Origin of the sequence: Bacteroides sp. PHL 2737, assembly GCF_004115325.2 — a bacterium.
GTDB classification, from domain to species: Bacteria; Bacteroidota; Bacteroidia; order Bacteroidales; family Bacteroidaceae; genus Bacteroides; species Bacteroides hominis.
On record NZ_CP040630.1, the window covers coordinates 1,837,090 to 1,859,506 of the forward strand.

The 22,417-nt window shown below is 43.6% G+C and carries 22 protein-coding genes; 14 read left to right on the plus strand and 8 right to left on the minus strand.

Features of this window, described 5'->3' with window-relative positions:
- Positions 1-3: 3 nt before the first annotated feature.
- From DBK98_RS07600 to DBK98_RS07610, 3 genes are all read right to left on the minus strand, one after another.
- Entirely contained in the window at positions 4-294 is a 291-nt protein-coding gene (locus tag DBK98_RS07600; RefSeq protein WP_005823438.1) for a DUF4834 family protein, read from the minus strand.
- 62 nt (positions 295-356) lie between these two features.
- Positions 357-1,067 (minus strand): CDP-diacylglycerol--serine O-phosphatidyltransferase, encoded by a 711-nt coding sequence (gene pssA / locus DBK98_RS07605; protein ID WP_032536925.1) that lies wholly within the window; start codon positions 1,065-1,067, stop codon positions 357-359.
- A gap of 10 nt (positions 1,068-1,077) precedes the next feature.
- Positions 1,078-1,764: a phosphatidylserine decarboxylase family protein gene (locus tag DBK98_RS07610; protein ID WP_005775393.1), complete on the minus strand. Its 687-nt coding sequence runs from the start codon at positions 1,762-1,764 to the stop codon at positions 1,078-1,080.
- A gap of 163 nt (positions 1,765-1,927) precedes the next feature.
- Here DBK98_RS07610 and dnaE point away from each other — a divergent pair, with 163 nt between their 5' ends.
- Genes dnaE through DBK98_RS07625 form a run of 3 tightly spaced genes read left to right on the plus strand, consistent with a single transcriptional unit; the run spans position 1,928 to position 6,458 of the window.
- Complete coding sequence (gene dnaE, locus DBK98_RS07615) at positions 1,928-5,722, plus strand: DNA polymerase III subunit alpha (protein ID WP_032530229.1); 3,795 nt, start codon at positions 1,928-1,930, stop codon at positions 5,720-5,722.
- A 59-nt stretch (positions 5,723-5,781) separates the two neighbouring features.
- Positions 5,782-6,096, plus strand: a complete 315-nt coding sequence (trxA, locus tag DBK98_RS07620; protein ID WP_005775395.1) for a thioredoxin — start codon at positions 5,782-5,784, stop codon at positions 6,094-6,096.
- A 26-nt stretch (positions 6,097-6,122) separates the two neighbouring features.
- Positions 6,123-6,458, plus strand: a complete 336-nt coding sequence (locus DBK98_RS07625; RefSeq protein ID WP_005810535.1) for a hypothetical protein — start codon at positions 6,123-6,125, stop codon at positions 6,456-6,458.
- Between the two features lie 229 nt (positions 6,459-6,687).
- Here the strand turns inward: DBK98_RS07625 and DBK98_RS07630 are convergent, their stop codons facing one another.
- Positions 6,688-7,419, minus strand: coding sequence for an RDD family protein (locus tag DBK98_RS07630; RefSeq protein WP_005775397.1), 732 nt, complete (start codon positions 7,417-7,419; stop codon positions 6,688-6,690).
- Between the two features lie 101 nt (positions 7,420-7,520).
- On the opposite strand from DBK98_RS07630, the gene DBK98_RS07635 reads away from it, so the two are divergent.
- The 6 genes from DBK98_RS07635 to DBK98_RS07660 all read left to right on the plus strand — a co-directional run bounded on the left by DBK98_RS07635 (position 7,521) and on the right by DBK98_RS07660 (position 13,649).
- A complete protein-coding gene (locus DBK98_RS07635) occupies positions 7,521-8,483 on the plus strand; it encodes a stage II sporulation protein M (protein WP_032529899.1) in 963 nt (320 codons plus the stop codon).
- Positions 8,464-9,396 (plus strand): hypothetical protein, encoded by a 933-nt coding sequence (locus tag DBK98_RS07640; protein WP_005775414.1) that lies wholly within the window; start codon positions 8,464-8,466, stop codon positions 9,394-9,396. Before DBK98_RS07635 ends, DBK98_RS07640 begins: the two co-directional genes overlap by 20 nt.
- Positions 9,397-9,409: 13 nt before the next feature.
- The gene (locus DBK98_RS07645; RefSeq protein WP_005810531.1) at positions 9,410-10,033 is read left to right on the plus strand and encodes a DUF4129 domain-containing protein; all 624 of its coding nucleotides are present in this window, start codon (positions 9,410-9,412) and stop codon (positions 10,031-10,033) included.
- The gene (locus tag DBK98_RS07650) at positions 10,030-11,277 is read left to right on the plus strand and encodes a DUF4350 domain-containing protein (protein ID WP_032536926.1); all 1,248 of its coding nucleotides are present in this window, start codon (positions 10,030-10,032) and stop codon (positions 11,275-11,277) included. The genes DBK98_RS07645 and DBK98_RS07650 overlap by 4 nt, the downstream gene beginning before the upstream one ends.
- Before the next feature lie 63 nt (positions 11,278-11,340).
- The gene (locus DBK98_RS07655) at positions 11,341-12,336 is read left to right on the plus strand and encodes a MoxR family ATPase (RefSeq protein ID WP_005810528.1); all 996 of its coding nucleotides are present in this window, start codon (positions 11,341-11,343) and stop codon (positions 12,334-12,336) included.
- 2 nt (positions 12,337-12,338) lie between these two features.
- On the plus strand, positions 12,339-13,649 hold the full coding sequence (locus DBK98_RS07660) for a DUF58 domain-containing protein (RefSeq protein ID WP_032536927.1): 1,311 nt from the start codon (positions 12,339-12,341) through the stop codon (positions 13,647-13,649).
- On the opposite strand, the gene DBK98_RS07665 is transcribed toward DBK98_RS07660, so the two are convergent.
- From DBK98_RS07665 to DBK98_RS07680, 4 genes are read right to left on the minus strand one after another with little or no spacing between them, the layout of a single operon-like run.
- Positions 13,641-13,865: an immunity 17 family protein gene (locus tag DBK98_RS07665; RefSeq protein WP_005775420.1), complete on the minus strand. Its 225-nt coding sequence runs from the start codon at positions 13,863-13,865 to the stop codon at positions 13,641-13,643. The genes DBK98_RS07660 and DBK98_RS07665 overlap by 9 nt on opposite strands.
- 11 nt (positions 13,866-13,876) lie before the next feature.
- Positions 13,877-14,296, minus strand: coding sequence for a tRNA (adenosine(37)-N6)-threonylcarbamoyltransferase complex ATPase subunit type 1 TsaE (gene tsaE / locus DBK98_RS07670; RefSeq protein ID WP_005775421.1), 420 nt, complete (start codon positions 14,294-14,296; stop codon positions 13,877-13,879).
- Between the two features lie 15 nt (positions 14,297-14,311).
- Positions 14,312-15,121 (minus strand): metal ABC transporter permease, encoded by an 810-nt coding sequence (locus DBK98_RS07675; protein WP_005810522.1) that lies wholly within the window; start codon positions 15,119-15,121, stop codon positions 14,312-14,314.
- Positions 15,122-15,159: 38 nt separating this feature from the next.
- Positions 15,160-15,582 (minus strand): hypothetical protein, encoded by a 423-nt coding sequence (locus tag DBK98_RS07680; RefSeq protein WP_005775423.1) that lies wholly within the window; start codon positions 15,580-15,582, stop codon positions 15,160-15,162.
- A gap of 102 nt (positions 15,583-15,684) precedes the next feature.
- On the opposite strand from DBK98_RS07680, the gene DBK98_RS07685 reads away from it, so the two are divergent.
- The 5 genes from DBK98_RS07685 (at position 15,685) to DBK98_RS07705 (ending at position 22,383) form a co-directional block, all read left to right on the plus strand.
- Complete coding sequence (locus DBK98_RS07685; protein WP_005775424.1) at positions 15,685-16,686, plus strand: M28 family metallopeptidase; 1,002 nt, start codon at positions 15,685-15,687, stop codon at positions 16,684-16,686.
- Positions 16,687-16,693: 7 nt separating this feature from the next.
- Positions 16,694-17,866, plus strand: coding sequence for a hypothetical protein (locus tag DBK98_RS07690; RefSeq protein ID WP_032536928.1), 1,173 nt, complete (start codon positions 16,694-16,696; stop codon positions 17,864-17,866).
- Between the two features lie 138 nt (positions 17,867-18,004).
- Positions 18,005-20,290: a GH92 family glycosyl hydrolase gene (locus DBK98_RS07695; protein ID WP_005810519.1), complete on the plus strand. Its 2,286-nt coding sequence runs from the start codon at positions 18,005-18,007 to the stop codon at positions 20,288-20,290.
- 276 nt (positions 20,291-20,566) lie between these two features.
- The gene (locus DBK98_RS07700) at positions 20,567-21,412 is read left to right on the plus strand and encodes a helix-turn-helix domain-containing protein (protein WP_032536929.1); all 846 of its coding nucleotides are present in this window, start codon (positions 20,567-20,569) and stop codon (positions 21,410-21,412) included.
- Complete coding sequence (locus DBK98_RS07705; RefSeq protein ID WP_032536930.1) at positions 21,409-22,383, plus strand: ketopantoate reductase family protein; 975 nt, start codon at positions 21,409-21,411, stop codon at positions 22,381-22,383. The genes DBK98_RS07700 and DBK98_RS07705 overlap by 4 nt, the downstream gene beginning before the upstream one ends.
- Positions 22,384-22,417 lie beyond the last annotated feature (34 nt).

Here is a 22,417-nt window from a genome sequence, read left to right on the forward strand (position 1 = left end):
TTATCAATCTTTTATCTCTTCATAATCCACATATTCTCCTTCATTGTCATCAAAAAGTTTTTTGTGCTTGTTAGCTCCGGTTTCAGTAATGATTTCCTCTTTATCGTTAGCTTGTGTCGGACGATAGTATCTTTGCCCCGAATTACTGTGTGTCGAATTCTGGCTTCCGGAACCGGAGGCAGATGAGCGTTTCCCCAGTCCGAAGATGGCTCTTAACACACTTCCTACAAGGGCCAGTCCGATAATGATAACGGCGATAACGATAATGAATAAAAATCCTAAAATGTGAAACATAGGCTATTTGTTTTATGCATTGTTTAAAATTTGTAGTACAACAAACGTGCCAGAAGGATTGTTTATTTATTTTTTCTTGTTAAAAGTGAAAGAATGATATACCATACAATAACCGCTGAGAATCCGCTGATACCCAAGAACAGCAACAGTGGAATGCAGACTATCAGGAATATGAAACTAATCTTATTGTCTTTCCAAGAAAGATTTTTAAATTTCAGGGAGAACATGGGGATCTCAGCTACCAGCAACCATGAAAAAAGCATTACCATTATAATAAGGTATATAACATTGCAGTGAGCAAGTAAGAATTCTTTGCCTCCTACAATAAGTGCACCCCAATATAAAGCGTTGGCAGGGACAGGAAGACCGATAAAGGAACTCGTTTGGCGTTCGTCTACATTAAAGTTGGCCAAACGGAGAGCTGAGAATATCGAAATAAGAAAAGCCAGATAAGGAATATACTCTTTTACGCCTGCCAGAAAGTCGGGATACACAAGTCCGGGTTCTTTCATGAATGAAAAAACAAGTATAGCCGGAGCTACGCCGAAGCTGACATCATCGGCCAAAGAGTCCAATTCTTTACCAATAGGAGAGTAGGCATGAAGCAAACGTGCCAACATACCATCGAAAAAATCGAAGACAGCACTCAAGATGATAAAAGTGACAGCCAATTCGTATTTGGCTTCAAAGGCCATAACACAAGCAATGCATCCTGAAAAGAGATTCAGGCAGGTCACTGTGTTGGGTATATGGCGGATAATAGCATTTGGCATTGTTCGTTTTTTATTTTAATTTGGCGATAACGGTTTGGTTACCGGTTGTCAATTGTCCCATACTAACACAAATCTCAGTGCCCAATGGCAGATATACATCTACACGGGAACCAAATTTAATAAAGCCCAGATGTTCGTCAATATAACATTCCTCACCCGGTTCGGCATATGTTACGATGCGGCGTGCCATTGCACCGGCTATTTGCCGTGCCATGACCTCTACACCCTCGGGAGTTTCAATAACAACCATTGAACGCTCGTTCTCTGTGCTGGCTTTCGGAAGCCATGCTTTCATGAACTTGCCGTTTTCGTGAGAGACTTTTTTGACGACTCCATCCACCGGGTACCAATTGGCATGTACGTTTAGAATGCTCATGAAAATGGATACCATGATCCGGCGGTCATGAAAGTATTCATGTTCGTCTACCTCTTCAATAACTACGATTTTCCCATCGGCCGGTGCAACTACGATCCTTTCAGTATCTTGTCCGAACAGGCGGATCGGGCAACGGAAAAAGTTAACCATCAACAGATAGACTACAACACTGACCAGAGCCATCAGGTAGAATGGTATTTTACAATCAATTCCCCAGTAAAGGGCTGCATTTATAATTAGTAGCAGAAAAAAGCTACCCCATAAAATATGTGTTCCTTCACGGTGAATTCTTATCTTTTTTAATTTTTTAAGTCGACCCATTTGCGCTATTTAATGATAATTATCCGCAAAAGTATACTTATTTTAAAAATCCAGCAAGCATTTGCAGATAGAAATGACTTATGTTGATAACTTTTTGGAGTTTATCTTTGTTAGTAGCTACAGACATTGTAATTTTATGGCTTCAAATTATCAACCTATAACTATGCAGGATTTCGTTCATTTACACGTCCATACGCAATATTCTCTTCTGGATGGCCAAGCCAGTGTCAGTGCGCTTGTCGATAAGGCCATAAAGGATGGAATGAAAGGTATTGCCGTTACGGACCATGGAAACATGTTCGCCATCAAAGAGTTTACGAACTATGTGAATAAGAAAAACGGGGGTCCGAAAGGAGAAATCAAGGACCTGAAGAAACGGATTGCAGCCATTGAGGCCGGTGAAGTGGACTGTGCGGATAAAGAGGCTGAGATTGCTGATTGTAAAGCTAAAATAGTGGAGGCGGAGGGGCGGTTGTTCAAGCCCATTATCGGTTGCGAAATGTACGTGGCCCGCCGGACTATGGATAAAAAGGAAGGAAAACCCGATCAAAGCGGGTACCACCTGATTGTGCTCGCCAAAAACGAGAAGGGGTATCATAACCTGATCAAATTGGTTTCACGTGCATGGACCAAAGGCTATTATATGCGCCCCCGTACAGACAGGAATGAATTGGAGAAATATCATGAGGGCTTGATTATCTGTTCGGCATGTTTGGGTGGTGAAGTTCCCAAAAAGATAACTCAGGGATTGTTGGCGGAGGCAGAGGAAGCTATTCAATGGTATAAGAATCTGTTTGGGGACGATTATTATCTGGAAATGCAGCGTCATAAAGCAACGGTGCCGAAAGCTAATCATGAAGCATATCCATTGCAGGTGAATGTAAATAAGCATTTGATAGAATACGCCAAAAAGTATAATGTCAAGTTGATTTGTACAAATGACGTTCATTTTGTCAACGAAGAGCATGCTGAAGCCCATGACCGGCTAATCTGTCTGAGTACGGGAAAAGACCTTGATGATCCCAACCGGATGTATTACACTAAGCAGGAATGGATGAAAACGAAAGCAGAGATGAACGAGCTCTTTGCCGACGTGCCTGAAGCATTAAGTAATACTTTAGAAATTCTGGATAAGGTAGAATATTATTCGATCGATCATGCACCGATTATGCCTACTTTTGCTATTCCGGAGGATTTCGGAACAGAAGAAGGGTATCGGCAAAAATATACGGAAAAGGATCTTTTTGATGAATTCACCCAAGACGAAAATGGCAACGTGGTGTTGAGTGAAGAAGCAGCTAAAGATAAAATAAAACGTTTGGGAGGATATGATAAACTGTATCGTATCAAGCTGGAGGCCGATTACCTGAAGAAGTTGACTTTCGACGGAGCCAAGAAGTTTTATGGCGATCCGTTGTCACCGGAAGTAAAGGAACGCTTGGTCTTTGAGTTACATATTATGAAGACGATGGGTTTTCCGGGCTACTTCCTCATTGTGCAGGACTTCATTGCTGCCGGACGTAATATGGGGGTATCCATTGGACCGGGACGTGGTTCGGCTGCTGGGTCAGCCGTGGCCTATTGTTTGCAGATCACCAAAATAGACCCTATTAAATACGATTTGCTGTTTGAGCGTTTTCTGAATCCCGACCGTATTTCATTGCCGGATATTGATATTGACTTCGATGACGATGGTCGTGGCGAAGTGCTTCGTTGGGTGACGGAGAAGTATGGGCAGGAGAAGGTAGCACATATCATTACATATGGTACTATGGCAACAAAGCTGGCTATCAAAGATGTTGCACGTGTACAAAAGCTTCCGCTTGCCGAATCGGATCGTTTGGCCAAACTGGTTCCTGATAAAATTCCTGATAAAAAACTGAACTTAAAGAATGCCATAGAATATGTGCCCGAATTGCAGGCTGCCGAAGCGTCACCTGATCCATTGGTAAGGGATACGATGAAATATGCCAAAATGCTTGAGGGAAACGTGCGGGGAACCGGTGTACATGCCTGTGGTACCATTATTTGCCGTGATGATATTACGGACTGGGTGCCGGTCAGTACGGCTGATGATAAGGAGACCGGCGAGAAGATGCTGGTTACCCAATATGAAGGTTCGGTGATTGAAGATACCGGACTGATTAAGATGGACTTTCTGGGGCTGAAGACTTTGTCTATTATCAAAGAAGCCGTCGAAAACATCCGTCTGAGTAAAGGCATGGAACTGGATATTGATTCTATTTCAATTGAGGATCCTGCAACTTATAAACTTTATAGTGATGGACGGACTATCGGTACATTCCAGTTTGAATCTGCCGGTATGCAGAAATACTTACGTGAGTTGCAGCCGTCTACTTTTGAGGATCTGATCGCGATGAATGCCCTTTATCGTCCGGGCCCAATGGACTATATTCCTGACTTTATCGACCGTAAACATGGACGTAAGCCTATTGAATATGACATTCCTGTCATGGAGAAATACCTGAAGGATACGTATGGAATTACGGTTTATCAGGAACAGGTCATGCTTCTGTCACGCCTTTTAGCCGATTTTACCCGTGGGGAGTCGGATGCCCTCCGTAAAGCGATGGGTAAGAAACTGCGTGATAAGTTGGATCACATGAAACCTAAGTTTGTTGAAGGTGGAAGGAAAAACGGCCATGATCCGAAGGTACTTGAGAAAATCTGGGCGGACTGGGAGAAGTTTGCTTCGTATGCGTTCAATAAATCACATGCTACCTGTTATTCCTGGGTTGCATACCAGACAGCATACCTGAAGGCTAACTATCCGGCTGAATATATGGCAGCTGTCATGAGCCGAAGTTTGTCGAATATTACTGATATCACCAAACTGATGGACGAGTGCAAAGCAATGGGAGTGCAGACGCTTGGTCCGGATGTGAACGAAAGTAACCTGAAGTTTACGGCAAACCGGAATGGAAATATCCGCTTCGGGCTGGGGGCTGTAAAGGGAGTAGGTGAAGCTGCTGTGCAAAGCATCATGGAGGAACGAAGGGAAAATGGTCCTTTTAAAGGTATTTTCGACTTCGTTCAGCGTGTCAATTTGAATGCTTGTAATAAGAAGAACATGGAGTGTCTGGCTCTTGCGGGCGGATTCGATAGTTTTCCTGAGCTGAAACGTGAACAGTATTTTGCGGTGAATGCCAAAGGCGAAACTTTTCTTGAAACATTGATGCGTTATGGTAACCGTTATCAGGCGGATAAAGCTGCTGCCGTTAATTCATTATTCGGAGGAGACAATGTGATTGACATAGCGACTCCCGAAATTCTTCCGGCAGAACGTTGGAATGATTTGGAGAGGTTAAATAAAGAAAGAGAATTGGTCGGTATCTACTTGTCGGCTCATCCGCTTGATGAATATGCCATTGTGTTGGAACATGTATGCAATACCCGTATGATCGAACTTGATGATAAAGCTGCTTTGGCAGGAAGAGAAATAACGATGGGAGGTATTGTTACCAGCGTGCGTCGAGGTATAAGTAAGAATGGTAATCCTTATGGCATAGCCAAAATAGAAGATTACTCCGGTTCTGCCGAGATACCTTTCTTCGGAAACGATTGGGTTACTTTTCAAGGCTATTTAGGTGAAGGGACTTTTCTGTTTATCAAAGCTCGTTGCCAGCCTAAACAATGGCGTCCCGATGAACTTGATATTAAGATTACTTCGATGGAATTGCTGCCCGACGTCAAGGAACAACTGGTAGAGAAGATCACAATTCTGATTCCGCTTGCCGAACTTAATTCGAACTTGGTTACGGAACTTGCCACTTTGACGAAAGAGTCTCCGGGAAATACAGAACTTTATTTTAAGGTAACAGATACGGATGGAAAGATGTATGTAGACTTGATTTCTCGTCCCGTTAAACTTTCGGTAGGTAGAGAATTAATTTCCTATTTAAAGGAACGTCCCGAACTTGCGTTTCATATAAATTGATTATCTTTGCCCCATAACAGTGATGGATACTTAATAACTAACAATTAATAATTAAAGAAATGGCTTTAGAGATTACTGACAACAACTTTAAGGAAATCCTTGCAAAAGGAACACCGGTTGTTATTGACTTTTGGGCTCCCTGGTGCGGGCCTTGTAAGATGGTAGGTCCTATCATCGACGAGTTAGCTAAAGAATATGAAGGAAGAGTGATTATGGGTAAGTGTGATGTAGATGAAAACTCTGATCTTCCTGCAGAATTCGGTATTCGTAACATTCCTACGGTTCTTTTCTTCAAAGACGGAGCATTAGTGGATAAACAAGTCGGTGCCGTAGCTAAACCTGCATTCGTAGAGAAAGTTGAGAAATTATTATAATATACTTTCATTAAAAATATTTGTTTATGGGACTGGAAGACGATTTTTTGTTAAGTGATGCCGATGATGAAAAGACCATCGAGTTCATCCGGAACTATTTGCCTCAGGAGTTGAAGGATAAATTCTCAGAAGACGAGTTATATTATTTCCTCGATCTGATCGATGAGTATTACTCTGAAAGCGGAATCCTTGATGCTCAGCCCGATGCTGACGGTTATGTAGACATCGATCTGGAGCAGGTAGTGGAATATATCGTGCAAGAAGCCAAGAAAGATGAAGTGGGTGAATACGACCCGGAAGAAATCTTGTTTGTGGTGCAGGGAGAAATGGAATACGGAAATTCTCTGGGACAGGTGGAATAAGCCAGTCTTCGTAAACCAAAAGATAAAGAGCGTGCAGAAACACTTCTGCACGCTTTTTTGTTGCATGTATGTGTGATAGTTTACTTTGTCTTGATTCTTCTCCTCCTGCTAAAAATACATTTTGTTTTTGGCCCTCGGAAGTATCGGATGTGTATAGGAGTCCGGATATCTGCCTGAAAATAGGATGAATAAAAGTCCGGCTTACTCTGTTTTTACGAAATAAGATCTACTAAATTTCTTCTAACGCATAGTATTGGTAGTCTCTTACAACGGTTTGAAGAAACTTTTCATCATTTACGTCTGTTTGGTCTACAGAAAGCAGTGCACGAACTTTGGGTGCCAGTTGTGAGATATGCCTTGCCCGGTCCTTATGATGCAGTTCTAACGCTTTACTGATCACATTTATTTGCTCCAAGGACAGATCGGCGGCTAATGGAAAACTGGGGTGATATCCTTTGGTCAGATAATCGAACTCATCAAGGCTTACTTGTATTTTGCGGTAATTTTTCTCTTTAATTACCATTGTTCCTGCCGCAAGATCGCCCAAACGTTGGCTGTTTTTGGTTAATAGTATGACCAGTACCCCCAATCCTCCGGTAATAGTTACGTCTATCCCATAGAGCAACCACCTTAGCAGATATGCACTCAGGCTGGGTGTCGTACCGTCTGCTTTTACCACACGGATATTCATGACCTTTTTTCCGATACTTTGTCCTTGGTTAAAAACTTCGCAAAGTAACGAGTAACATAGTACGGGCAGATAGATAAACAGGAACAACAAGAAAAAAGTACTTCCGGAAAAAGCGTGTATATTGAGTTTCCCCAATACATAAGAAGTGGCAAGAATGTAGATAAACAGCAGAAAATAATCGATGATACGAGCCAATATCCGTTCGCCAAGGCTGGCGGGTACCTGACTGATGCGTACGAATTGTCCTGTGATGATAGTCGATTCTGCCATTTCTGGTTAAACATTTTTTGGTTTCGGTTGCAAATATATCATAATTCTCTTACTTTTGCTTCCGGTTTCGGACAAAACTTATCCGGAATTCAACGAGTTAAATGAAAGAGGTAACGTTTATACGTCGGAACATTGAAAAATGGAAAGAGACAGAGAAGGTGGTGGAGCAGGCAGATAAACTGACTCCCGACCGTCTTGCCGATGCTTATACGGAACTTACTGCCGATCTGGCATTTGCGCAAACTCATTATCCGTCTTCCCGCATTACTATTTATCTGAATAACCTGGCTTCGGCCCTCCATAATGTGCTTTATCGCAATAAGAAGGAGAAATGGACCCGCATTTTTACTTTCTGGACACAAGAGGTTCCACAAACGATGTACCATGCTCGTAAAGAGCTGTTGATTTCGGCTCTGATCTTTTTGGCCAGTGTATTGGTGGGTATTGTTTCAGCAGCGAATGATGATAACTTCGTCCGTCTGATTCTGGGGAATGGTTATGTGGATATGACGCTCGATAACATAGCGCGTGGTGAACCGATGGCTGTATACAACGGTTCGGATGAAGTTCCTATGTTTTTGGGCATTACTTTGAATAATATCATGGTTTCTTTCAATGTCTTTGCAATGGGGTTGCTCACCAGCTTTGGGACAGGATGGTTACTTTTTAATAACGGAGTAATGCTCGGGGCCTTTCAGACCTTCTTTTTTAAGCATGGCCTGTTGGGAGAATCGATGCTTGCTGTCTGGCTGCATGGAACTTTGGAAATCTGGGCTATTATCGTAGCCGGTGCCGCGGGATTGGCATTGGGAAACGGATGGCTGTTTCCCGGGACTTACTCCCGCAAAGAGTCTTTTATGCGCGGAGCCAAGAAAGGACTAAAGATTATAGTGGGTACGGTTCCTGTCTTTGTTATGGCCGGATTCATTGAGGGGTTTATCACACGCCATACTGAATTGCCTGACTTTCTGCGGTTAAGCATTATTCTTTTATCACTGGCATTTATTATCTATTACTATATTTATTTACCAAATAGAAAAAATCATGGAATCACAAAAACCTAAAATTGCTTTATATGTGAAGCGTCCTTTTGGTGACAAACTCAATGCCACCATGGACTTTATAAAAGAGAACTGGAAGCCGATGTTGAAGTTCAGTACCTATTTGATTCTGCCATTATGTCTGATTCAGGCTATCAGCATGAATGGAATCATGGGGGGAACAATGGGCTTTGCAGCTGCCAAAGAGACCGGAGCCAATCCTCTGGAAGCGATAGGTGCACAATTTTGGGTCAATTACGGATTGATGTTTCTTTGTTATTTGGTAGGATCTATTTTACTGACTTCCATTGTTTACGGATTGATGCAGATTTATAATCAGCGTGAAGAACGTTTGGCAGGTGTCACTTTTGCCGATCTGAAGCCTTTTCTGTTCAAGAATATAAAACGCCTGCTGGTTATGGTACTGTTTTATATAGTTCTGATTATAGCAGTGAGTATTGTTATAGGGATTCTGGTTGCAGCTTCTCCATTTACACTTTTGCTTACTATTCCGCTGCTGATTGCCTGTGCAGTGCCTTTGGCCTTGTTTACTCCAATTTACTTATTTGAGGAGATCGGCATCTTTGCTGCTTTCCAGAAAACTTTCCGTCTGGGGTTTGCCACATGGGGAGGTGTTTTTGGCGTTTCCTTGGTCATGGGATTGATCTCCAGTGTATTGCAGGGCGTTACTACGACTCCGTGGTACATTGCTACTATTGTGAAATACTTCTTTATGTTGAGCGATACACAGAATGAGTTAACTATTTCCGCCGGATATAGTTTTATGGTCTATCTGCTGGCCATTATCCAAACTTTTGGAGCCTATCTTTCTATGATATTTTCTTTAATTGGTATAGTATATCAATATGGGCATGCCAGTGAAGTGGTAGACAGTATTTCGGTAGAAAGCGAGATAGATAAATTTGAGCAACTTTGATTAAACTCTTTGGATGACTTTGCAAGCTGATACTCTGGTCTGTGATACCGTAAGAGTTGCCTTTTGGCAGTCCAATCCGGCTTATGACTACAACCGGGAACTGATAACACCTGAGATCGATGTCTTCGGCTGGCTCAGTATGCAGCTTTCTAAGTTACTGCGCGCCATTTTCGGAAGTCGTTTTGCGGAGGAATATTCCGGTATTATTCTGGTTGTCATTGCCATTCTGATCTTGTTGTTGATCCTTTGGTTTGTTTATAAAAAACGTCCCGAGCTTTTTATGCGTTCACGCAGGGGGCCTGTGAACTACAGTGTCCATGAAGATACTATTTACGGGGTTGATTTTGACTCTGAGATAAAGCGTGCCATGGAACGTAAAGATTACCGGGAATCCATTCGTTTGCTTTATTTGCAAACCTTGAAACTATTGAGTGATGAGGGGCGGATAGACTGGCAGCCCTATAAAACTCCTACAGAATATATTTATGAGGTAAAACAGGAAGCACTTCGCAGCTCTTTCAGGCGTTTGACAAATGGTTTCCTGAGGGTGCGTTATGGCAATTTTGCTGCATCCGAGCCATTGTTTGAGGAATTGTTGTCCTTGCAAACCGAGATACGGAAAGGAGGTATCGAATGAGAGGTAGCCGCTGGTTTATCATTGGGATAGTTCTCTTTTTGCTGATCATGTTTGTGGTTGAGTATCACCTGCCGAAGAAATTTGTCTGGAACCCGACTTTCGGGCAACATGATCACCAGCCATTGGGAGGGGCTGTATTTGATGATGTTTTAAAGTCTTCGCTTCCGGATGGATATTCACTTTCGCGCAAGACATTCTATCAGTTTGCTGCTGACAGCAGCCCCCGGAAAAGTATTCTTGTCGTTACCCAGCATCTGGATTTGGTGAAGGCGGATGTCAGTGCTTTACTCGATCTGGCCCGTAGGGGGAACAAGATATTGATAGCCAGTTCCTCTTTTAGTCCGTTACTGGCTGATACATTGGGATTCAATAATTCGTATGCTTATTTCAATCCGAGGCGGTTAAAAGAATATGCAGCCGATCTGTTGGAACGTGACAGTGTGTTCTGGATTGGTGATTCGGCGGTATATGATAAGCGTACTTTCCGTTTTTATCCACATTTATGCGGTATTTATTTCACGAAGTATGATTCGTTGTCTCTGCCGTTGGCTACGAGCCAGATCGATTCCATGCAGATGTTCAATGACAGTTTACCGGATTGCTTTCCACCTGTGGCTATCAGCCGTCCGTTCGGGAGGGGAGAGATTGTCTTGGTCACTACGCCTTTGCTGTTCACTAACTATGGGATGCTCGATGGCGATAATGCAGCCTATCTTTTCCGTTTGCTTTCACATCTGAAAGGGTTGCCCGTAATTCGTACCGAGGCTTATGGTGCCGGTGCGCAGATTGAAGAATCTCCTTTCCGCTACTTTCTTTCCCAACGTCCTCTGAAGTGGGCACTCTATCTGACAATGTCGGTATTGGTGCTGTTCATGGTGTTTACTGCCCGTAGGAGGCAAAGGGCCATTCCGGTGATTCGTGAGCCGGCCAACCGTAACCTTGAGTTTACGGAGTTGATTGGCATACTTTATTATCAAAAAAAGAATCATGCAGATCTTGTACGTAAAAAGTTCACTTATTTTGCCGAGAGCTTGCGGCGGAACATACAGGTGGATGTAGAAGATGACAGTAATGATGATGTCTTGTGCAGTCGGATTGCGCGGAAGACGGGAGATGAAGAAGTGAAAGTCCGAAATCTTTTCCGTAAACTTCGTCCTGTGGTACGTGGGGAACAGGAGGCCGGAGAGACATTGATGAAAGACCTGATTGATGGAATGAATGAGATAGAAAAGCCTCGATCTTGATCCTTTGGCGGAGGAAAAATAGCTGGAAAGAAAAGAAATATGAATTTGATAAATAAAAAGAATATGGAAGAAAATATGAATGATATGCATGGAGAAGAAGCTCTGCGTACCGATTTGACTCTTTTTTCAGAGAAGATACAGGAATTGAAAAGTCAGATTGCTTCCGTTATTGTGGGGCAGGAACGTACTGTCGACCTGGTGTTGACGGCTATTCTTGCTAACGGTCACGTTTTGATAGAAGGAGTGCCGGGAGTAGCCAAGACCTTACTTGCCCGTCTTACTGCGCGCCTGATAGATGCTGATTTCAGCCGTGTACAGTTTACTCCCGACCTGATGCCGAGTGATGTTCTGGGTACGACCGTCTTCAATATGAAAACCAATGAATTTGATTTTCATCGGGGACCTGTCTTTGCTAATGTTATATTAGTGGATGAAATCAATCGTGCTCCTGCCAAAACCCAGTCTGCCCTTTTTGAAGTAATGGAAGAACGTCAAGCCAGCATTGACGGAACGACTTACCGGATGGGAGAACTTTATACCATTCTGGCTACACAGAATCCTGTGGAGCAGGAAGGAACCTATAAGTTACCCGAGGCCCAGCTGGACCGTTTCCTGATGAAGATTACCATGGATTATCCGTCGCTTGAAGAAGAAGTCAGCATTCTGGAACGCCACCATACCAATGCTGCATTGGTGAAATTAGAGGAGATAAAGCCGGTGATTACCAGTGAGGAGCTGCTTTCTCTTCGCCGGCTGATGGGAAAGGTATTCGTGGATCAGACTCTGCTTCAGTACATTGCTTTGATTGCCCAACAGACCCGTACCAGTAAAGCTGTTTATTTGGGAGCCTCTCCCCGTGCTTCAGTAGCTATGTTGCAGTCTGCCAAAGCTTATGCACTTTTGCAGGGACGTGATTTTGTGACTCCGGAAGACATTAAGTTTGTGGCTCCCTACGTTTTGCAGCATCGCTTGATTCTGACGGCAGAAGCCGAAATGGAAGGATATTCGCCAGTCAAGGTAACCCAGCGCTTGATTGATAAAGTGGAAGTACCTAAATAATTATGTTCCTGACCAAACGTTTTTACATATTCGTCCTTGTCGTCATCCTGTTGTCAGGTGGCGGATATCTGTTCGGCTCTATGTTCATCATCGGGCAGTTAGGGTTGGTTGCGCTATTGCTCGCCCTGGCCTTCGACGGGTATCTGTTGTATCGTACCAACGGTATCCGGGCCTTCCGTCAATGCGCCGGGCGTTTCTCTAACGGAGATGATAATGATGTCAGTTTACGTATCGAAAGCCGTTATCCCTATCCCGTGAATCTGGTAGTGATCGATGAAGTGCCCGTCATTTTTCAACAGAGAGACGTTCATTTTGAACTGTCTCTTCAGCCTAACGAAGGGAAGACAGTGACATATCAACTACGTCCGACCCATAGGGGAGAATACGGTTTCGGATCTATTCGTGTCTTCTCAACCACCCGGATCGGATTAATATCCCGAAGGTTTACGTGTGGTAAGTCCGAAACCGTCAAAGTATACCCCTCTTACCTGATGCTTCATCAATATGAATTGCTGGCGATAAGTGATAATCTGACCGAATTAGGCATCAAGCGTATTCGTCGGGCAGGACATCAGACGGAATTCGAACAGATCAAAGAATACGTAAAAGGAGATGATTACCGTACTATAAACTGGAAGGCCAGTGCACGCCGCCATCAGTTGATGGTCAATGTTTATCAGGACGAGCGCAGTCAGCAGATATACAGCGTGATTGATAAAGGGCGTGTGATGCAGCAGGCTTTTCGTGGTATGACGTTGCTGGACTATGCCATCAACGCCTCTTTGGTGCTTTCGTATGTAGCCATGCGAAAAGACGATAAAGCCGGGTTGGTGACGTTCAACGAGCATTTTGATACGTTCGTCCCTGCTTCCAAGCAAGTCGGACAAATGCAGACTCTTCTTGAGAATCTCTATAAACAGGAAACAACGTTTGGTGAAACGGACTTTTCCGCCCTTTGTGTGCATTTAGGGAAGCATGTGAATAAACGCAGCTTTCTGATGCTCTATACCAATTTCAGTAACATGACCAGCCTGAACCGGCAACTGGTTTACCTGCAACAACTGGCCAGACAACACAGAGTGTTGGTCGTATTCTTTGAGGATGCCGACCTGAAAGAATATATTGCCGGGAAACCGGATACAACCGAAGGATATTACCAACATGTTATCGCGGAGAAGTTTGCGTTTGAGAAGCGACTGATTGTGTCTACTTTGAAGCAGCATGGCATTTATTCGCTGCTTACAACTCCTGATAAACTGTCAATTGATGTGATCAACAAATATCTGGAAATGAAATCCCGTCAGTTACTCTGATACAGGTTGCGTATTGAGGAAGAAGAAGACAGCCATACCTATCATGATGATTCCCAGCAGTCCGTAAAACAGCCGGGCGCGTTTTCTGCCTACATTCCGTACAATCAGTTGTGCATTTTGGGCAGTGAAAAACCAGTTCCAGTTGAGTATAGATGCCAGCAGGGCGGTAAGCCCTGCGATGGCAAATATTCCCTGAACAAAATATTGAGGGGCCATTGCTCGGATGATTAGTCGTTAATCACTATTTTTCTTGTTCCATCCTCAAGTTCCTCGATGGTAACCTTTACGGCGTCTCCCGGCAACAGTTCTTCTACCAGTTCCGGCCATTCGATGAAACAAAGTGCACCACTGTAGAAGTAATCTTCATACCCCATGTCATATACTTCGCTCAACTTTTTGATCCGATAGAAGTCGAAGTGATAAATCAGTTCTCCGCCTTCGTCCGAACGGTATTCGTTAACAATGGCAAAAGTTGGGGAAGTGATAACATCCGACACTCCAAGCTCTTCGCAAAGTGCCTTGACGAAAGTCGTTTTACCTGCCCCCATCTTTCCATAGAGTGCAAAGACTGTGTTATCGCCCATGGCAGAGATGAACTCGCGGGCAGCTTCGTGAATCTGTTCCAGTGATTGAATCTTGATTTCCATACTTATATGTTGTTTTTATTGTTTCTTTCTGAAAAGGCTCTTTCCTATTTTACATGCAATGTATATAAGAATAGAGAAGAAAATGATGGATGCTCCCGAAGGCACATTCAGGCGGTAAGAGATCAGCAGACCTCCCAGGCAACTCAGGTAACCGATGGCAATCGACAGCCAGATGATGCGTTTAAACTTGTTGGTAAACAGATTGGCCGTCATCTGTGGGATGGTCAGCAACGAAATAGCCAGTACAATCCCCACCATGCGCAGACAGGAAACGATGGTAAGGGCGATGAACATCATCAGGATATATTCCAATACTACTACCGGGATTCCTTGTGAACGGGCAAACTCACGGTCGAAAGCGATGTATATAATCGGGTGGATGAACAAGGTGAAGAACAGGATTAGCAGGATGGCAAGAATACCCAGCATCAGCAAGTCGGTCTGTGTAATGGTGAGGATATTGCCAAACAGGTAGGCCGAAAGATCGGGAGCGAAACCCGGGGACAGAAAACTGAACATGATTCCCAATGCCATACCCAGTGTCCAGAACATGGCAATGGCCGAATCTTCACGCATGTCTTTTCGTTTGCTGAGCCACTCTACTCCGAAAGCCGATAAGACGGAAAAGACGGCTGCCGAAAGAATGGGAGAGAGGCCGGTATACAGTCCCAGTCCAATGCCGCCGAATGAGGCATGGGTGATACCTCCGCTGATAAATACCAGGCGGCGAGTGACGATATACGTACCGATAATGCCACAGGCAATGCTTGCCAGAAGACTTCCCAGGAGAGCGTGTTGAAAAAAGGTATATTGTAGTAAATCCATACGGTTCAGCTGTTAGGAACGTGAGGCAGACGGGCGGGTTAAGGATGTATCCTCCGTTCGCCTACTACCAGAAAGACTTCATCTTTTATTTCATCGGGAAGGCTGATTCCTCTCAGTTGCAGGCTGCGTACCCATCCGGCTACATCGGTGTCTTGCATGGTATAAAAGACATCACGGAATTTATCAGCTTCTTCCGGTGTATATTCTTCGGGGGCCCTGCCGATAAATGTATCCAGTTCTTCGTCGTCGTAATACTCTATTTGCTTACTGACGGCAGCCAGCAAACTGTCCCGTTCACAAACTTCATGCTGTCCGCAACACTCTACGTCGACTTCCTTTACTTCCGGGAAGCTGTCCAGTTCCCCGTTATCTATTTTCTTTTGCAGCCTTTTGTTGCGGATATACCCGGCAATCATTGCCACGATGGCGAGCAACACCAGACCAACTATAAGTATCCACATAATTACGAATCAAATTTTCGCAAAGGTACTTATTAATTTGTATTATTCCGTATATTTGTCCTTGCAATGTGCTAAATGAACTAAAACAGAAACATCCCGATCATGAAAAGAAAACACCTGATTACTGTCTTTATGTGGTGTGTCGCCACTACTTTGTGTGCCCAGACCCCGGTCGAAAAGGGGCTTAAAAGTATTAACCGTCAGGCTGCCGAGGCTTATATCGGCTTTTTGGCCGATGATGAATTACAGGGACGTGAAGCCGGATTCCACGGTTCGCGTGTGGCTGCCCGGTACATCGTTTCCCTACTGAAAGAGATGGGAGTCCGCCCGTTGGGTGAAAGCTACTATCAGCCGTTCGATGCTTATCGCAAGGAACGCCAGCAGAAGGGACGTCTGGAAGTGCATCCGGACTCGATAGCCAAACTGAAACAAGTGGTACATCAGAAACTGTCAATGAATAATGTATTGGGTATGATTCCCGGAAAGAAGACGGATGAGTATGTGATTGTCGGTGCGCATTTTGACCATTTGGGTATTGATCCTGCCCTGGACGGTGACCAGATTTACAATGGTGCCGATGATAACGCTTCCGGAGTATCGGCCGTACTGCAAATAGCCAAGGCTTTTGTGGCAAGTGGCCAGCAGCCGGAACGGAATGTGATCTTTGCCTTTTGGGACGGAGAGGAGAAGGGACTCCTCGGATCGAAATACTTTGTGCAGGAGTGTCCGTTCATCAAGCAGATAAAAGGATATCTGAATTTTGATATGATTGGTCGTAACAATAATCCCCAACAGCCTAAGCATGTGGTTTATTTCTATACCGAGGCCAATCCTTCTTTCGGCCGCTGGTTGAAGGAAGACATTAAAAAGTACGGTTTACAATTGGAACCCAATTATCGTCCTTGGGACAAACCGGTGGGAGGAAGTGACAACGGATCGTTTGCCAAAGTCGGTATTCCCATCATCTGGTATCATACGGATGGACATCCCGATTACCATCAACCTTCCGATCATGCCGACCGCTTGAATTGGGATAAAGTGGTTGAAATATCTAAAGCCTCTTTCCTTAATGTCTGGAATCTGGCAAACGAAAAGGATTATTAAGAATGAAATGAAAACTAAACTAACTAATTGTGTAAGAATCGGATTGCTCTCTTTTATGTTGGGGTGTTTGCTTACTTGTTGCCAAGGAACGGCTCCTTCCGGCAATACAGGTAAAAAAACTTCCAGAACGGCTATTGCGTCCAATGACTCAGTGAAGTTGATTCCCGATAAAGTCTTGAATGACGCGTCTTGTGTGCTTGCCGGCTTGCCGGTTGATAAAGAAAGCGGGAAGCTTTATGCCCTGACCCAGACGAAAGAATGGAAGAACCATGCCCGTTACATGGATCAGATATGGAACGTTTTTCAGCAGACGGCTCCCCGCGTGGTAGCTTTCTCACAGACGGAACTGGAAGATATCAACGCCCGTTGCCATACACTGTTCTATCCGTTTGGGGGGCCTGACTTTCTGTTTGCCAATGCATTCTTTCCTGAAATGGATACTTATGTGCTGATCGGGTTGGAACCCGCCGGTAGTGCGCCGAAGGTGAAACACCCTTCTGCCGAAACCTACCGTTTGTATCAAAACGCTGTGTCGGATGTACTCAACCTGAGTTTTTTTAATGATATGGACAAAGAGTTGGCCAATGATACCATTGACGGGGTAGTTCCCATCTATTCGTTGTTGATGGCCAGGGGAAACAGGAAGATAGTCAGTATTAAGGAGGTCCGGTTATCAGAAGCCGGAGATCTTATTGAAGTCGGGAAAGGAGATACCATCCGGAATGGAGATTGTACGGGAATGGAAGTTTGTTTTTTCCGTCCGGGCACTTCCCGGTTACAGACTCTTTATTATTTCTGTACCGATATCAGTAACGAGGGGTTGCAAGCCAATAAGCCTTTACAGGCATTTATGGACCGTTTTGATACGGAGGCTACCGCAACATTCGTCAAGTCGGCTTCGTACCTGATGCATGAGCCTTCTTTTTCCCGTATACGTGAAACGATTCTCAGGAAATCATCTGCCGTAATACAAGACGACTCTTCCATCCCGTTGTCCTGTTTCGACCCGGAGATGTGGACGGTTACTTTGTACGGTACCTTTTATAAACCCATTTCAGCTTTCTCGCAATATTCTCAGCCGGAGTTGCGAGATGCTTATCAGTTGGGCGATCCCAAGCCCCTGAATTTCCGGATCGGTTATGCACGACAATCCAATTTGCAGGTTGTAAGAAGAAAATAATCCCGGTTAATGACTTTTCTCCGGAGGGTTAACCGGGAATTAACCCTCCTTCTAACCCTTCCTCATTAGCTTCGCAGCATAAATTAAATGCAAAGGGTAAATAAGCCTTTACCCTGTTTAAAATTCAATTTCTGAGCTATGAGGAAGAATATTTCGATTACCCTTATCGTTAGTGCAGCCCTTTTGCTGGCTTCGTGTACACAACAAAAAGTACCTTTCAGCCCTGTCGATTATGTAAATCCCCTGATGGGGACAGAGTCTACTTATGCCTTTTCGCATGGGAACACCTATCCTGCCGTAGCAGTTCCCTGGGGAATGAATTTCTGGAGTCCGCAAACCGGGGAGAATCGAAGTGGCTGGATGTATATGTACACCGACAGCCTGATACGGGGATTCCGCCAGACCCACCAACCCAGTCCGTGGATAAACGATTACGGAACTTTCTCTATCATGCCGTTGTCCGGCGAACTGAAGCTGAATCATAAAGAACGGGCCGTGCCTTTCTCACACACTCAGGAGAAAGCGACTCCTTATAGTTATGGTGTCACGTTTGCGGATGGTACCCGGACGGAACTTTCCGCGACTTCGCGCGGAGCGGTATTTGAAGTTTCTTTCCCGGAGAAGTCCGACCAATATATTGTGGTAGATGCTTATGATGGTGGAAGTGCTCTGGCGATTGACAAGGAGAATCGGTGTGTAACCGGTGTGGCACGTAATCATAATGGCGGAGTACCCGATAATTTTGCCAACTATTTCCGGATAGAGTTCAGCCATCCCATTACAGAAGAAGGAGTATACGACGGGGATACGCTGATGCATCACCAACAGACGGTAGAGGGTGATTATACCTGTGCTTACCTCAAGTTTAACGTTCCGGCGGGGGAAAGGCTGACCGTCCGTACGGCATCTTCTTTTATAAGTCCCTCACAGGCACTTATCAACTTCAGCCGGGAAGTGGGAGGAAAGAGCCTTGCCCAGGTGAAGGAAGAAGCACGAAAACAGTGGAACAGCTATCTGGGACGAATTGAAGCGGAAGGCGGCAGTGAAGAGCAGCTACGCACCTTCTATTCCTGTCTTTACCGGACATTGCTCTTCCCCCGTGAGTTCTATGAGTTCGATGCTCAGGGGAAACCGGTTTATTACAGTCCTTATAACGGAAAAATACACGATGGCTACATGTATACCGACAATGGCTTTTGGGATACGTTCCGTGCAGTCCATCCCTTGTTCACCTTATTATATCCGGAGGTTTCCGAAAGGGTTACCCAGTCCATTCTCAATGCTTACGATGAAAGTGGCTTTATGCCCGAGTGGGCAAGTCCCGGCCACCGTGGATGTATGATTGGCAATAACTCCATCTCTTTGTTGACAGACGCTTGGGCAAAAGGGATTCGTACCATTAATCCGGAGAAAGCTCTTGAAGCGATGATCCATCAGACTGGAGCCGTGCATCCGGAGATCAGTTCGGTGGGCCGTGACGGATTTGAATATTATGATCGTTTAGGCTATGTTCCTTATCCCGAAGTGCATGAGGCTACCGCTAAAACCCTTGAATATGCGTATGCCGACTGGTGTGTAGCGCGCTTTGCCGCTTCCATCGGGAAGAAGGAGATTGCCGACAGTTATTATCGCAAGTCCTTGAATTACCGGAATCTTTATTATCCCGAACATGGCTTTATGTGGGCGAAAGATGCCCAAGGGCGGTGGAGGGACCGCTTTGATGCAACAGAATGGGGAGGTCCCTTCACAGAAGGAAGTTCCTGGCACTGGACCTGGAGCGTTCTTCACGATCCCGAAGGGCTGTCGCAACTGATGGGAGGGCACGCATCGATGGCAGCCCGTCTCGATTCCATGTTTACAGCTCCCAACACCTACAATTACGGCACCTATGGTTTTGTTATCCACGAGATAGCCGAGATGGTAGCCCTTGATATGGGACAATATGCACATGGCAACCAGCCGGTGCAACATGCCATCTATTTATACGATTATATCGGCAGGCCCTGGAAGACCCAGCAACATGTTCGAGAAGTGATGGGGAAACTCTATAACTCCGGCAGCAAAGGCTACTGTGGTGATGAGGATAACGGACAGACTTCTGCCTGGTATGTCTTCTCGGCCATGGGATTCTATCCTGTTTGTCCCGGTGTGCCGGAATATGCGATGGGGAGTCCGCTTTTCCCGAAACTGACGCTGCACTTGCCCCATGGAAAAAATTTCATTGTGAAGGCAGAGGGAAACAGTCCCGCAAACTGCTATATCGGAAAAGCCTTGCTCAATGGCAGCGAGTTTACCCGTAATTTCCTGACTCACCGTGAACTTATTTCCGGAGGAGAACTGGTATTATCCATGGATAGTGTGCCCGATCTCCGCCGTGGCACCCTGAAGACGGATCTGCCTTACTCTTACTCCCGGGGGCACTAATCCCGGTATACGTTCGCAACTACTATTATGTTTTAGTTTATTATGCTGTAATATAACCTTTTACGGAAAGTGCTTTAAAAAAGGGTAACGAGTTAGCAACGTGTCATTTCTCTCTATTTACTTTATATTTCTTCAATAACTCTATGGCAAAGATAGATTAAATCTTAATTCTATCATATTTTTATATCAGTTTTTTTGCTTTACTGTTAGAATGTCCCTTTTTTACACCTAATATCAATCTAAGAAATCTTACTTTTGCCTGATAGTTAAGGTAAAATGGAGAAAATTCAAGTAATACAACCCACCAAATTGCTCGCTCCTTATATAAAGCAATATTGGTTTTTAAGGATAGATGATGTAAAGCAAGGCTTTCAACGTTCTATCCCAGCAGGTTGTGTAGCACTTGTTTTTCATAAAGGAAACAAAATTATTTCTTCTTTTCATAAGGGAACACAACCTCAATCCTATATAAGCGGGCAAATCAGTACTTATTCAGACATAGAATTTTCTTTCTTAGATATGGTCATTGTCCTATTTCATCCTATCGGATGCAGGATGTTCTTTCCACATCCTATGGAAGAATTTACTAATCAAAACATAGGTATTGATTTGTTAGATAATACCTGTTTAGTAGAATTGGAAGAGAAAATAAATGAAGCGTCTGATACTTATCAAACGGTCAAATTGATAGAAGAATATTTATTAAATAGACTATGCAAAAATATTCCATGCAACGGCAATAGGATTATGACTACTGTTCAAAATATCAATGAAGGAGAAGGAAATATATCCGTTTTATCTCAAACGGCTTGTTTAGGATATAAGCAATTCAAACGGATATTCGCCGAATATGTAGGACTAAATCCAAAAGATTTTATCCAAATCACACGATTTAGAAAGACATTCAATATTTTGCAATCAACTCCACAAATCAGTATAAGTAAAGTTGCCTATGATTGTGGATATTATGATAAATCACATTTAATAAAGGAGTTCAAAATGTTCACAGGCTATACCCCCAAACAGCTACTTGATATTTGTGATACTTATACCGAAAATCTATCTGTATTCAATTCTGTATTTATCAACGAAAATAAAAAACTTAATAATATCGCTTTATGAAAATATTGATATATGGTGCTGGCGTAGTGGGTTGCACTTATGGCTGGCAATTATCCAAAGCAGGATGTGACGTTACTGTATTGGTGCGTAAAGGGCAAAAAGAACTTGTACAAAAAGATGGTATTCACATTATCTGTTCTGATTTTAGAGAGAATACAAAAAAAGATACAGATATAATCTTTAAGCCTACAGTAATAGATGAACTTTTATCAAACAATGATTTTGAATATATTATTGTCTCCACCAATAAATTGCAATTATCAAATATATTGCCAACTCTTTCAAAGTCAGCAGGAAAAGCAAATATAGTATTCTTCCAAAATAACTGGGATGTTTTTACTGAAATAGATAAATATCTAAAACCTGAACAATACTTTTTTGCCTTTCCCTTTATGGTCGGAGGTGGCAAAGAAGATAAAAGCATACATTGTGCCATTTCAGGTCTAAAATATTCCAATACCCCGTTAGGAGAAAAAGACGGGCAGATAACTCCACGAGTGGAAAAACTTTCTATAGTACTGGATAAAGCAAACTTAAAACCTGCTATTTCTAATCAAATATTAGTATGGTTAATCACACATTATGCTGTCGCTGCCGGTCTTTCAGCGGGAATAATGAGTGCCGGAAGTGCCTCTAATTTTATAGAGAATACAGCTATTATTAAAACTACAATGAAAGCTATTCGGGAAGGCTTAGCTATTTGTAAAAGAATGGGTATCAATCCTAAAACAGAAAAAGCAAACAGATTATATCTTTTACCTCTATTTATCAGTGTGCCAATAGCAAAGAAAATTTATAGTAATGATGCCCTGCAACTTATGTTTGAAGGACATATAAATCATTCTCCTGCTGAAATAAAGCAAATGATATATGATATAATAGATAGTGGTGCAAAATATGCTGTTGCAACTCCTAATCTGACACATTTAAAAAGTTATATATCTTCTAATCAAGCTAATAAAAGTAACTGAATAAGGCTATCAATTTGATAGCCATTAAATATAA